Here is a 13,536-nt window from a genome sequence, read left to right on the forward strand (position 1 = left end):
GCAGCTTATGCAAATATTAAAAACAAATGCCGCAAATTTCAGGCTTAAATTTGAAGAAATTTTAAACCGGGGAAAAATGGACATAGAAAATGTTGAAGGAATAGTAAAAAACATTATTAACGAAGTTAAAATTGAAAAAAACAGAGCCTTATTTGAACATATTTCAAAATTTGACAGATGGACTCCTGATAAAGACAGTGATTTGGAAATAACAAAAGATGAAATGAAAAAAGCTTATGATAATTTGGATGAAAAATTAAAATGCGCTTTACATCTTGCGTATGATAGAATAAAGTCCTATCACGAAAAACAGCTCCCTAAAACATGGCTCACGTTTGAAGAAAACGGAACTATTTTAGGGCAAAAAGTAACCCCTGTTGAAAGAGCCGGTGTATATGTTCCAGGAGGAAAAGCTTTTTATCCAAGCTCTTTGCTTATGAATGTAATTCCCGCAATTGTAGCCGGAGTAAAAGAAATTGTTGTCACCACGCCCGTAATTGAAAATAAACCAAATGAACTTTTACTCGCTGCTTTATATATTTGTGGTATGCCAAAGGCTTTTAAAGTAGGTGGTGCAAGTGCAATTGCTGCTATGGCTTACGGAACGGAGAGTATTCCGAAAGTGGATGTAATTACGGGTCCCGGGAATATTTTTGTCGCAACGGCAAAAAAACTGGTTTTCGGGGAAGTAAATATAGACATGATAGCAGGGCCAAGTGAAATTGGTATTATTGCAGATAACACCGCAAAAGCTAATTACATGGCAATAGATTTACTTTCCCAGGCCGAACATGATGAAATGGCAAGTTCAATAATGGTAACAGTTTCGGAAGAGCTGGCAAAAAATACACAAAAAAAAGTTTACGAATTTTTAAATGAGCTTGAAAGAAAAGAAATTGCAAAAAAATCCATTGATGAAAGAGGTGCTATTATTATTGCCCGCAATATTGATGAGGCAGTTGCACTTATGAACGAAATTGCGCCTGAACATCTTGAAATTGTTACAGCTAATCCGTTTGAACTGCTTCCAAAAATTAAAAATGCGGGTGCGATTTTCTTAGGGGAAAATACTCCTGAACCGATTGGTGATTATATAGCAGGACCTAATCATACTTTGCCTACCGGGGGAACGGCAAAATTTTATTCTCCTTTAAATGTTGAAATTTTTATGAAAAAAAGCTCAATTATCTCTTTTTCCAAAGAAGCTATCAAAAAAATGGGAGAAGACTGTGCTATCTTAGCTAAGAGTGAAGGGCTTACGGCCCACCAGAAATCTGTTCTTGAAAGGCTTAAGTGAATTTTGACAAATTTGATTTTATAGAGAATTTTTTACCTGATTCTCCTTTTGTTTATATAATTTTTCTTTTTTTCTTTTTTTTCTTTACAACAATTTTTGTTTTAACAGTTGCAAAATTAACAAAAAATAAAAGTATTCAAAACAACAATAAAAAATTAACTATCGAAGATTTAATAAAAATATCTAAAAACAAAAAATCAAATATTAAAGATTTGGTATTTGCAATTGAATATTTTAATTCTGAATTTAAAGTAAAACACTTTCCTGATAAAGCAGTTAAATTTCTTAAATCTGTTTTAACACATAAAAACAGAGGCAAAATTTTATTTGATATTTTTCATTCAAAAACCGTAAAACTGAATAAAGAATTTAAAGAACGTTTGAATGATTTAGAAAAAGAATGTTTGAATAAATAAGATAGAGTTTAAACTCTATCTCTAAGATTAAGTGCAGAAATCACTTCGAGATATTTGTTATGGTCTTTTCTTTTTAAATATCTCATAAGTCTTTTTCTCTGTCCAACTAATTTAAGTAATCCTAATCTGCTTGAATGGTCGTGTTTGTGTGCTTGTAAATGTTCGTTAATTTGATTGATTCTTTCGCTCAAAAGTGCGATTTGCACCGCCGGGCTTCCGGTATCAGTCTCAGTATTTCCGAATTTAGCGATAATTTCTCTTTTTTTCGCCGAATCCAAAGCCATTTTAGCCTCCTGATTGGTAAATTTTAGTTTTTCAACTAAGACTGAAAGTATATCTTTTTTTATATAAAAAATCAAATTTTGATAAAATTTTAAAAAAAGGTGTTTATGAAGAAAATAATTCTGTTATTATTTACTTCGATACTGTTTAGTTTAAATATATTAATATTGAATTCTTATTCTGCAAAGCTGAAATGGACTCAGAATGAATTAAACGGTATACTTAACGAATTAAATGATCAGAATTTAAATATTTATGTGGAATTTATGGACACCAAACTTTTCAGACCCACTCCTGAAAGATTAAAAAATTTTTATAATTATATATTCAATAAGTATAAAAAAATACCTTTTGATATTATTATAGTTACCGATGACAACGCTTTGAATTTTGTAAGAAAAAATATAAATTCGGCCTTGTTTTCGAATGCAAAAGTTTTTTTTGCAGGGATAAACAATCTAAAATTGGCAAAAATTTTAGATAAAAACAGATTTGCAGGGGTGTTTGAAAAAAAAGAACCGGTGACAAATTTACAATTTGCTTCGAAAATTGTAAATTTAAAAACTTTGTATGTGGTGGGGGATAATTCAAATTCCGCCAAAATAGTAATGAAACAGTATAAAAAAGCATATAAAACATTTAAAAATATAAAATTTGTTTATATAAATGAAAAAGAGTTGACCCATTTATTGTATTTTTTTAAAGACAATTATTCAAATAATTCGGCTATGATGTTAATCAATCCTTTTAGTTTCAATTATGAAAACAGACATATATCTTATAAAAAAGCCGTTCAGCTTCTTTCTAAAGTTTATAAAAGGCCTATAGTTGTACATACGGATATTCTGGTAAATATAAAAAATTCAAATGTTGTAGGGGGAAAAGTTAACGATTCCCATAATCAGGGCAAAATAGCCGCAATAAAAGTAAAAGAATATTTAAACAAAAAACAGATGAAAAATCTTGGTTTTACTTTTGAAAAAGCTAATAAAATGTATTTAAATGTTTTAAATCTTAAAAAATTCGGTGTAAATGCGTATTATCTGGGTTATAAAAATGCCGTTTACGTAAACAAACCACAAACACTCTGGAAAAAATACAAAAATGAAATTATTTTAATGCTTTTATTTTTTCTTTATCTGGTTTTGGTTATTGTTATTTTAATTTATAAAAATGTTCTTTTAAAAGAATTAAACAGAGAAAAAGAAAAATTGAATTTTGAATTACAAAAAAGAATAAATTCAGCTGTAGAAGATATTCAAAAAAAAGACAAACTTTTGGCTAATCATGCAAAACTTTCAGCTATGTCCGATATGATGGGGGCTGTGGCGCATCAATGGAGACAGCCTTTAAACGCTCTTGCAATTAATTTACAGGTTTTACCTGAAATTAGCGATAAAAATAAATACAGCGAAATTATTGATAAAAATTTAAAAATTATAAATTTTATGTCCAATACCATAGACAATTTTATAAAATTTTTTAAAAATGATGAAAATGAACTGAATTTTTCTGTAAAAACTTCCATAAAAGAGACTTTGGATATTTTGGATGCACAGTTGAATGCAAAAAAAATTATAATTGGATTCAAAGGGGATGATTTTTATATTAAAGGGAATAAAAACCAGTTTAGACAAGTGATTTTAAATATTATAAACAATTCAAAAGAAGCCTTTAAAAATCAAAAAAATAAAAAAATTGAAATAATTTTAAAAAATAAATTAAAAAAAATATATATTTTGGACAATGCCGGCGGAATTGAAAAAAATTTGCTGGATAAAATATTTGAACCTTATTTTACAACAAAAGATAAAGGAAGCGGACTTGGGCTTTATATCAGTAAAATCATACTTGAAAAATATTTTAATGCCAATCTGTTGATAAAAAATACAAAAATAGGAGTAATTAATATTATTTCATTTTAATATAAACAGATAATTTAGGTATAATTTTGCAAAAAGGGTTGATATGCTGTTTACAAAATCAAGCGCTTATACTCTGCAGGCTTTGATGGAGCTTTCAAGGTTTGATAAGCCTGTGGATGTTACGAAACTTTCCGAAATAACTTCACTGCCAAAACCGTTTTTGGCAAAACTGCTGCAAACATTGTCAAAAAAAGGTTATGTTAAATCCTTTAAAGGGATACACGGAGGTTTTTTACTTGAAAAAAAACCCAAAGATATAAAAATATTAGAGCTGTTTAAAGTTATTGAAGATAAAGATTCTCTGGTTTTTTACTGCTCCAAAAAGCCTGAAAACTGTGTAAGGAACAGGGCAAATATCTGCTGTGTGAGACCTTTTTTTGTATTTTTGGAAAATAAACTTGATGAAATTATAAAAGATATGACTTTAGAAGATGTTATAAGGATGAAATCTGATAAATAAAATTAAAAATTCACTTAAGTTATTAAGCGAAATAACTGATTTAGGTGTTGTTGCTTTTGTTTTTGCAATACTTTTAATTATTATTATTCCGCTGCCAAACGGAATACTTGATTTTTTTCTCACGATATCTTTATCTGTGGGTATATTAATTTTACTTCTTAGTTTATATATCCCAAAACCTACTGATTTTACAACTTTCCCCACACTGATTTTGATTGTTACGCTTTACAGGCTTTCACTGAATGTTGCAACAACAAGAATGATTCTCTCAAACGGTTATTTAGGGCCTGATGCCGTAAGTAAAATAATCTCCGCTTTTGGAGAATTTGTTGTTGGTGGAAATTATATTATAGGTATTATTGTATTTACAATACTTGTTATTATAAACTTTATGGTAATTACCCAGGGCTCAACCAGGGTTGCTGAAGTGGCGGCAAGATTTACCCTTGATGCGATGCCCGGAAAACAGATGGCTATAGATGCCGATTTGAATGCCGGACTTATTGATGAAAACGAAGCAAAAAGAAGAAGGGCGGAACTTATCCAGGAAGCAAATTTTTACGGTGCAATGGACGGGGCCAGCAAATTTGTAAAAGGTGATGCGATTGCCGGAATTATTATTACACTTGTCAATATTATAGCCGGGCTTTTAATAGGTATTTTTCAGCATAATATGGATATTGCCGAGGCTGCTTCCACATATACCATATTAACGATTGGAGACGGTCTTGTTGGGCAGATTCCGGCACTTATGGTTTCAACAGCTACAGGTATTATAATAACCAGGGCAAGTAAAGATGAAAGTAATTTTGCAGAGGGTGTTATTAAACAGTTAATGAAAGATTACAAGGTTATTTTAATTGTAGGGACATTTCTTTTTTTTATGGCTTTTATCCCCGGATTTCCTAGAGGAAGTATGATATTTTTGGGACTTGTATTTTTAATGACAGGATATTTAATGATGGAAACCCAAAAAGGGGTAGACCCGCTTGCGGCAATTATTGCAAAATTCAGAAAAAAACCGCCTCCAAAGCCTAAAAAATCACCTGAAGAATTTGCGAAAGAAGAAGAGAAGCCTAAAAAATCCCCTGAAGAACTTGCAAAAGAAGAAGAGAGGGTATTGGAAAATATTTTGAAAGTTGAGCTGCTCGAGCTTGATATCGGTTATCAGCTTATTAAAATTGCCGATCCGAATCAGGGAGGGGATTTGCTTGAGAGAATAAAAACAATGAGAAAAAAAATAGCCTCTGATTTTGGGTTTTTGGTACCGCAAATCAGAATAAAAGATAATATTCAGTTAGAACCAAACGAGTATCAGATTTTATTAAAAGGGGTTGAAGTGGCCAAAGGTAAAGTTTATCCAGACAGATATCTTGCTATGTCAACGCCCATGGTGATTGAAGAAATTGAGGGGGAACACGTAAAAGAGCCTGCTTTTGGAATAGATGCCATATGGATAGACGAAGATAAAAAAGAAGAGGCTTTAATGAACGGATATACTGTTGTTGATGCTTCGACTGTAATAGTTACACATCTCAGTGAAATTATAAAAAAATATGCAGAGGAGCTACTTACCCGTCAGGAGACTCAAGCATTGATTGAGAGAATTAAGAAAGATTTCCCGGCAATTACGGACGATACCTTGAAAGTTGCAAATATCGGACTGATTCAGCGTGTTCTTAAATCTCTGCTTCATGAAAAAATTCCAATTAAAGATATGATTACAATTCTTGAAACAATTGCCGATATTGCCGAATATACTAAAAATATTGATACAATAGTTGAGCATGTAAGAAGCAACTTAAGCAGGGTTATAACAAAACTTTATGAAAGTGAGGACGGTACGCTTAAACTTATTACATTTGATACGCAGACTGAACAGTTCTTGCTTTCAAAACTTCAGCAGCAGGGAGATAATAAGCAGTTTATCTTAACGGTTTCTGAGATGAATAAATTAGTTGAGGAAATAAGCAATGCGGCTAGCGAAATTGTAAATAAGGGAATTGCTCCGGTGGTGTTGATAGTGGATCCGTTAATCAGAAAGCCGCTTGCCGAAATACTTGAAAGATTCGGTGTGGATGTGGTAGTATTATCCCATGCGGAAATAGACCCTAATGCTAAATTTGAAGTGCTTGGAAGTATTAGTATAAATTTTAAGGAATAGCATGTTAAAAAGCACGGAAAAAAGTTTAATTAAAAAAATGTTTTTATATCCTGTTTTATTAATAATGTTTTCATTTTTACTGTTAATGATTTCATCATTTATTACTTTGAAAATATTTAAAAAAAATGAAATAAATAAAGATATTGAAAATTTAATAAACAGTAAAAAAAGTTATATTAAAGAACATGTGGTTAGTCTATCGCAAGATGTTGACAATGCTTTAAAATTCAGTATTGATGAAACTAAAAAAAGTGTAAAACACAGGGTTTATCTAATTTATTATACCGTTAAAAGTCTTTATTCTTTGAATAAAAACAAAACATTTATTATAAAATACTTAATAATTTGAATAAATGTTTAAATCAGAATTATATTTTTGCATATGATATCAACGGAATAACAAAAGTCCATAAATTAAATTCTTTTTTAGGAAGAAGCATTAAAACAATTTATTTGTCAAATCATATATCTTTTTATGAAATGAGTAAAAAAATTTTGCAAAAAAGCAGTGAAGGGTTTATTGAAATAAAATTTTTCAAACCAAACCATACAAATAAAAAATATTTAAAAATTGATTTTATCAAATATATACCTGAACTTAATTTGATAATAGGTTCCGGAGAATATGTTGATGAAATAAAGAAAAAAATAGAAAATCAGATTTTTCAAAGAGTAATGATTAAAAAATATGGAAATAATAATTATTTTTTTATAATTAAAAAAGACGGCACATTAATTATAAATCCTACATGTAAAAGAAAATTAGGAAAAATATTTTGAATTTAAAAGATGTTGATGGGAAATATTTTATAAAAGAGATAATAAAAAGAGCATTATCAAGTAAAAACGGGGCTTTTGTGATTTATAAATGGTTAAATCCAAATGATAATAAAATAGAAAAAAAAACTCACATATGTAATATACAATAAAACAATAGATGCTGTAATAGGAAGTGGTTTGTATATTCAGCAGGATATAGATAAGTATGTAAATAAAGAAAAAAGAAGAATAAGCAATGAATTTAAATCATTTTATAAAAGTTTGATTTTTACTTTTTTGGCAGTTTTAATATTTTCGGGTTTATTGGCATATTTTCTTTCTAAAAGATTAGAATTTATTTTTATAAAATATAACAAGTTATTGGAAAAAGAAAAAAATAAAGCGGAATTTGAGGCAATTCACGACCCTTTGACAAAAATACCGAACAGAAGATTTTTTAACCAAAAACTGAAAGAAGAGTTTTTAAGGGCAAAACGATATAATACAACGTTTTCACTGGCAATGATAGATATTGACCATTTTAAAAAAATAAATGATACATACGGTCACGACACAGGGGATATTGTTCTTAAAAAAATGACTTCTTTTATAAGAAAAAATATTAGAAAAAGTGATTTTTTTGCAAGATGGGGCGGGGAAGAGTTTATGCTGATTTTTCCTTATACAGATTTACAAAAAGCTAAACAAATTTGTCAAAAATTAAAAAGAGAACTGCAGGAAAATGAATTTGTCCAAACACCTGTAAAATTCACAATAAGCTGCGGTATTACAGAATTCAGAAATGATGGCGATATAGAAAATATTATAAAAAGGGTTGATGAAGCTTTATATGAGGCTAAAAACAGCGGTAGGGATAAAATTGTAGCTATTTAAAAGCAATAAAAGTTGCAAAATTATTCCATCTGAAAATTACCTCAACCTCTTTAAATCCTGCAGTTTTCAGCATTTCAATATTCTCTTCCATAGTATAGGGAATTAAAACATTTTCGAGAGCCTCTCTCTTCCTAGCTATTTCATATTCTGAATATCCCATTTTCTTTTTATAATCATAATATAAATCTATCATTGTTTTATTTAATTTTTTATCATTTGTAACAAGTTTTTCGCTCATTAAAAATATTCCGTCATTTTTCAGGGAATTGTAAATTTTTTTAATGAGCTTTTCCCTTTTTAGGGGTCTTATGAATTGAATTGTGTAATTTGCAATAATAGCGTTTGAATTTTTAATTTCATAATTTAAAAAATCCGTTTTAATAAATTTAATATCAACTCCAAATGCTTTTGCCTTGTTTTTTGCCCTTTTAATCATAGCGTCTGAATTGTCTATACCTGTCAAATCAAGTTTTTTATCGCTTTTTTTGGCAAGTTCTATTAAAAAAGTTCCGGTTGAACTTCCCAGATCCACAATTTTATCGCTTTCTTTTAAAAAATTTTTTAAAATATCTATTTGTAAATTTAAATTTTCTTTATAAAAAGGGACGCTTCTATTTAGCATATCGTCAAATACACTGGCAACCTCCTCGTCAAATTCGAACTGTTTTTTTATCGGTTTATTGAAAACTTTGTCTTTCAACTCTTTTCCTTATGGTATAATTTTTAATAATTTTACTATAAAAGGCGTTTTTATGAAAGATGCAACTTTAGCCCTACATTTAGGATATGAAAAAGACAATCAAAAAGCGATGCAGGTTCCTATTTATATGACCACGGCTTACGAATATGAAAGCACGGAGCATGCGGCAAGGCTTTTTAATCTGGAAGAAACTGGAAATATTTATACAAGACTTGATAACCCCACTACAAGAGTTTTTGAAAAAAGAATAGCGGCGCTGGAAAGGGGAATAGGGGCTGTTGCAACGGCAAGCGGAATGGCGGCGGTATTTTATTCTCTTACAAATTTAGTGCAAAGCGGGGATAATATAATTATTTCAAATAAATTATACGGGGGAAGTATAACCCTTTCTACCCATACATTGAATAAATTTGGTATTAAAGCTAAATTTTTTGATGTTCACAATCCTGAGATGCTGGAAGATATGATAGATGAGGGAACAAAAGCAATTCTGATTGAGAGTGTTTCAAACCCTGCTCTTGCTGTGCCTGATTTTGAAGGAATAGCCAAAGTGGCAAAAGAAAGAGGTGTTATATTAATTTGTGATAATACAATTGCAACTCCTTACGGTGTAAAGCCTCTTACACTCGGATGCGATATTGTGTTGCACAGTTCAAGCAAATATATAGTGGGAAACGGGAGTGCAATAGGCGGTGTTATAATTGAGGGAAAAAGTGCCAAAGAAAAGCTCTCTTCATACAGATATCCTCAGTTTAACGAGCCGGATGAGAGTTATCACGGACTTGTTTATAATAAAAAATTTGAAACTCCTTTCACAGCAAGGGCCAGATTGGCGCTTCTGAGGGATTTCGGGGCGGTAATGTCGCCTTTTAACGCATGGCTTATGATTTTGGGGCTTGAGCATTTGCATCTTAGAATAAAAGCCCACAGTCAAAACGCACTTGAAATAGCCAGATTTTTAAAATCTCAAAAAAATATAAAAAAAGTAAATTATCCTTTTTTGGAAGATGATATAAATTATAAATATGCCAAAAAATATCTTAAATATGCCGGTGGAATTGTGAGTTTTGTTGTGGAGAGTTATGAAAAGGCAAAAAATATAGCAAATTCTCTTGAAATTTTTTCCCTTGTAACAAATATAGGGGATTCTAAATCCATTGTAACACATCCTGCAAGCACAACACACCAGCAGTTAAACAAAGAAGAGCTGATAAAAGCGGGGGTTGACGAAGGGCTTATAAGACTTAGTATTGGACTTGAGGATGTTGAAGATTTAATTAATGATTTAAAAGAGGCTTTGAATGAAAAAAAAGATTAAAAAACTCTCTTTAATTCCGGTTTTGCTTTTTTTTATTTTTTCAGTATTTTTTTTTGTGATTTTTTACCAGTATATAAGATATATTTTGGAAAAAGATATATATGAAACTGAAAAAAGGGTAATTAATATAGAAAAAATGCATTTAAAACAGGATGTTGATAAATTTAAAAAAACGTTTAATTTGATTTTTGATACATCCTATAGTGTGGCAAATTCAAATTTAGAAATTTTTTTAAAAATATTGCTTGAAAAAAATACAATAAATAATTTTTATATTTCAAAAGACAACAGTTTTATTTATGGAAAAGTGATAAATAAAAAATTAAATTATGAAATATATAAAAACAGATATATTATACTGAATTATAAAAATAATAAATTTTTGGTTTATTTTATAAATAAAGGAAAAAATGTCTATATAGCGGGAATTAATAAAAAATATCTTGATAATCTGGCGTTAAATAAAATAAAAAAATATCTCGATGAAATAAATAAAAACAATCCAAGTTATATAGCTATAGGAAAAATAACTACTTTTTATCCGGATAAAGATGGAATTTTTGGGTATGTATATTATATGCCACCAAAATTAAGAAAAAAGGAAGGAAATGATCTTATCTATAAACAAACCTGATGTAAAAGGTAATTATTTCAGAAAAAAATATCTTGAGTGTTTTAAAAATCATAAAAACTGTTTTATAAAATATTATTTCAAAAATCCAAAGACTGATAAAATTGAAGAAAAAATTAGTTATTTTACACTGATAAAAAATTTTAATTTTACTATCGCAAAAGGTATTTACGCATCCCAGATAAAAAATGAAATAAAAAAAGAGATAGTAGGACAGCAGAAAGAATTTAAAAAAATTTTTTTGATAGGAATTTTTATATATTTTGTTTTATTGATAATTTTGTACATTGTTTTGGCATACTTTATTAAAAAGTTTCAGATTAAAATATTTAAAGAATATGAGGAGTTGATTGAGGAACTGAAAAAAAGATATTATTTTGATTCTCTGACAAATTTGCCAAACAGGCATAAACTGATAGAAAATCTGAAAAATTATAGAAGTTTGATTCTTATTGATATTGATGATTTTTCCGATGTAAACGATGTTTACGGATTTGAAGCTGGAAATGAAATTTTAAAAAGTATTGCTAAAAAATTTTTATCAAAATATAAAAATGTATACAGAGCCGGAAGCGATGAATTTGTAATTGGATTTAAAAGAAAAATCACTGAAAAAGATTTGTGCGAAATTGCAAATAACGAATATGAGTTTAACCTTATAGAAATATCTTTCAGTGTAAGCGGAAGCAATGAAAAGGGAAAACTTTTAAAAACAGCTGAAAGTGCTTTAAAAGAAGCTAAAAAATACAGTGAAAACTGTGTTTTGTTTAATGAAAAAATAGAAAAAGAGCAGAGTGAAAGAATAAAAACAATACAAAAACTTAAAAAAGTTTTGGAATATAAAAAAATAATTCCTTATTATCAGTGTATAAAAGGAGAAAAAGAAAAATACGAAGCGCTTATGAGAGTCGAAATAGACGGTAAAATTATGCCTCCTTTTTATTTTATGGACCTTTTGAAAGAGGCAAAGCTCTATCATAATTTTTCTCAAATAATGATTAAAAAAGTGTTTGACGATGTGAAAAACGGAAAAATAAAAAATGTCTCTATTAATCTCTCTTTTATAGATATAGTAAACGAGGAAACAAACAGAATTTTATTAAACCTTATAAATAATTGTAAAAAAACATCTGAAATAACATTTGAAATACTCGAGAGTGAAAGCATAAAAGATTTTGAGCTTATAAAAAAATTTATTGATTATGTCAAAAGTAAAGGCATAAAAATTTCAATTGATGATTTTGGAAGCGGATATTCAAATTATATAAGAATATTGGAGCTTAAACCGGATTTTATAAAAATAGATGGAACGATTGTAAAAAATATAAATAATGATAAATATTTTGAAATAATAAAACTGATGATAGAATTTGCCAAAAAATTCAATATTAAAACTGTTGCCGAATTTGTTGAGAATGAAGAGATTTACAATAAATTAAAAAATCTCGGAATTGATTATTATCAGGGTTATTATTTTTGTAAGCCGGGACCGCTTGACAAAATAAAGAAATAGTTTGATAAAATTTCGTTTAAAAAGGAAAATATGAAGATTGAAACTAAAATAGCCAAATTTACAAAACCTCTTTATCTTGAAAGCGGTAGAATTCTTGAACCTTGGCAGATTATTTATGAAACATACGGAGAGCTTAATGAAAAAAAAGACAATGTGATTCTTATAACACATGCACTTTCCGGTTCCCATCATGCGGCCGGAATGTATGAGGGTGAGAGAAAACCTGGCTGGTGGGATTCTTTAATCGGCGATGGAAAAGCGGTCGATACCACTAAATATTTTGTTATAGCAACCAATGTAATAGGTAGCTGTTTTGGCTCAACCGGTCCTATCAGTCCGATATATCCCGGAAGCAGTGAAAGATACAGGCTTAAATTTCCTGTAATTACAATAAAAGATATGGTAAAAGCCCAAAAAATTTTATTGGATTTTTTAGGAATTAAACACTTAAAAGCCGTAATAGGCGGAAGTATGGGAGGGATGCAGGCATTAAGATTTGCTGTGGATTATCCGGGATTTGTTGAAAAAATTTTCCCTATTGCCACAACGTATCAGACAAGACCGTATGTAATTGCTATTAATAAATCTATGATTGAGGCAATCAGGAGCGACTGTGAATTTAAAAACGGAAATTACGACCCTAAATTCATCAGAAAAAATGGACTTAAAGGTTTGGCGGCTGCCAGAATGATAGGATATCTGAATTACATTTCCCCTAAAACATTTGATAAAAAATTTGGAAGAGATTATGTAAAAACAGACGGTATGTTTGAACTTTTCGGCAGATTTCAGGTTGAAAGTTATCTTGAATATAACGGAAGCTCTTTTCCAAAATGGTTTGACCCGCTAAGTTATATATATTTGTTAAAAGCTATTTCACTTTTTGATATAGGCAGAGGGTTTATTAATACAAAAGAGGCTTTTTCACAGATTAAAGACAAACTTGTTTTGATTTCCTTTTCAGGGGATACGCTGTTTTTTCCAGAAGAGATGAGGGAAATTAAAAAATATATGGATGATATAAACGGAATTTGCGAGTTTTATGAAATAAAAAGCGATTACGGACATGACAGTTTTTTGGTTGAAGTAGATAAATTTGAAGATATTATTAAAGAGGAGCTAAGTAAATAGTGAAAATGGTGAAAGCCTGTCCGGCCGCTTGCAAAGCGGCGGGGTG

General features: G+C 29.6%; 15 protein-coding genes. 13 read left to right on the forward strand and 2 right to left on the reverse strand.

Features of this window, described 5'->3' with window-relative positions; translation table 11 throughout:
- Positions 1-7 precede the first annotated feature (7 nt).
- On the forward strand, positions 8-1,297 hold the full coding sequence (gene hisD / locus DZ67_RS0107845) for a histidinol dehydrogenase (RefSeq protein ID WP_024788092.1): 1,290 nt from the start codon (positions 8-10) through the stop codon (positions 1,295-1,297).
- A complete protein-coding gene (locus DZ67_RS0107850) occupies positions 1,294-1,713 on the forward strand; it encodes a hypothetical protein (protein WP_024788093.1) in 420 nt (139 codons plus the stop codon). Before hisD ends, DZ67_RS0107850 begins: the two co-directional genes overlap by 4 nt.
- Positions 1,714-1,721: 8 nt before the next feature.
- On the opposite strand, the gene rpsO is transcribed toward DZ67_RS0107850, so the two are convergent.
- Positions 1,722-1,997 (reverse strand): 30S ribosomal protein S15, encoded by a 276-nt coding sequence (rpsO, locus tag DZ67_RS0107855; RefSeq protein WP_024788094.1) that lies wholly within the window; start codon positions 1,995-1,997, stop codon positions 1,722-1,724.
- Positions 1,998-2,102: 105 nt separating this feature from the next.
- Here rpsO and DZ67_RS10290 point away from each other — a divergent pair, with 105 nt between their 5' ends.
- Genes DZ67_RS10290 through DZ67_RS10035 form a run of 7 tightly spaced genes read left to right on the forward strand, consistent with a single transcriptional unit; the run spans position 2,103 to position 8,197 of the window.
- Positions 2,103-3,920 carry a sensor histidine kinase gene (locus tag DZ67_RS10290; RefSeq protein WP_024791974.1) on the forward strand — a complete coding sequence of 606 codons (1,818 nt, stop codon included), beginning with the start codon at positions 2,103-2,105 and terminating at the stop codon, positions 3,918-3,920.
- 43 nt (positions 3,921-3,963) lie between these two features.
- Complete coding sequence (locus DZ67_RS0107865; protein ID WP_024788096.1) at positions 3,964-4,380, forward strand: Rrf2 family transcriptional regulator; 417 nt, start codon at positions 3,964-3,966, stop codon at positions 4,378-4,380.
- On the forward strand, positions 4,370-6,544 hold the full coding sequence (flhA, locus tag DZ67_RS0107875; RefSeq protein ID WP_035907242.1) for a flagellar biosynthesis protein FlhA: 2,175 nt from the start codon (positions 4,370-4,372) through the stop codon (positions 6,542-6,544). Before DZ67_RS0107865 ends, flhA begins: the two co-directional genes overlap by 11 nt.
- A 1-nt stretch (position 6,545) precedes the next feature.
- Entirely contained in the window at positions 6,546-6,893 is a 348-nt protein-coding gene (locus DZ67_RS0107880) for a hypothetical protein (RefSeq protein WP_024791975.1), read from the forward strand.
- Positions 6,890-7,324: a cache domain-containing protein gene (locus DZ67_RS0107885; RefSeq protein ID WP_024791976.1), complete on the forward strand. Its 435-nt coding sequence runs from the start codon at positions 6,890-6,892 to the stop codon at positions 7,322-7,324. The genes DZ67_RS0107880 and DZ67_RS0107885 overlap by 4 nt, the downstream gene beginning before the upstream one ends.
- Positions 7,321-7,473: a cache domain-containing protein gene (locus tag DZ67_RS10460; protein WP_162147154.1), complete on the forward strand. Its 153-nt coding sequence runs from the start codon at positions 7,321-7,323 to the stop codon at positions 7,471-7,473. Before DZ67_RS0107885 ends, DZ67_RS10460 begins: the two co-directional genes overlap by 4 nt.
- Before the next feature lie 28 nt (positions 7,474-7,501).
- Complete coding sequence (locus DZ67_RS10035) at positions 7,502-8,197, forward strand: GGDEF domain-containing protein (RefSeq protein WP_024788099.1); 696 nt, start codon at positions 7,502-7,504, stop codon at positions 8,195-8,197.
- Here the strand turns inward: DZ67_RS10035 and cmoA are convergent.
- Positions 8,190-8,897 carry a carboxy-S-adenosyl-L-methionine synthase CmoA gene (gene cmoA, locus DZ67_RS0107900; RefSeq protein WP_024791977.1) on the reverse strand — a complete coding sequence of 236 codons (708 nt, stop codon included), beginning with the start codon at positions 8,895-8,897 and terminating at the stop codon, positions 8,190-8,192. The two genes, DZ67_RS10035 and cmoA, sit on opposite strands and share 8 nt — an antisense overlap.
- Before the next feature lie 52 nt (positions 8,898-8,949).
- Between cmoA and DZ67_RS0107905 the strand changes: the two genes are divergently transcribed.
- From DZ67_RS0107905 to metX, 4 genes are read left to right on the forward strand one after another with little or no spacing between them, the layout of a single operon-like run.
- On the forward strand, positions 8,950-10,215 hold the full coding sequence (locus DZ67_RS0107905) for an O-acetylhomoserine aminocarboxypropyltransferase/cysteine synthase family protein (protein WP_024791978.1): 1,266 nt from the start codon (positions 8,950-8,952) through the stop codon (positions 10,213-10,215).
- Positions 10,199-10,849: a hypothetical protein gene (locus DZ67_RS0107910; RefSeq protein ID WP_024791979.1), complete on the forward strand. Its 651-nt coding sequence runs from the start codon at positions 10,199-10,201 to the stop codon at positions 10,847-10,849. Before DZ67_RS0107905 ends, DZ67_RS0107910 begins: the two co-directional genes overlap by 17 nt.
- Positions 10,824-12,359, forward strand: a complete 1,536-nt coding sequence (locus DZ67_RS10040) for an EAL domain-containing protein (protein WP_024791980.1) — start codon at positions 10,824-10,826, stop codon at positions 12,357-12,359. Before DZ67_RS0107910 ends, DZ67_RS10040 begins: the two co-directional genes overlap by 26 nt.
- A 30-nt stretch (positions 12,360-12,389) precedes the next feature.
- Entirely contained in the window at positions 12,390-13,490 is a 1,101-nt protein-coding gene (gene metX / locus DZ67_RS0107920) for a homoserine O-acetyltransferase MetX (RefSeq protein ID WP_024791981.1), read from the forward strand.
- Positions 13,491-13,536: the final 46 nt, after the last annotated feature.

The organism is Lebetimonas sp. JS138, from assembly GCF_000523335.1.
Lineage (GTDB): Bacteria > Campylobacterota > Campylobacteria > Campylobacterales > Nautiliaceae > Lebetimonas.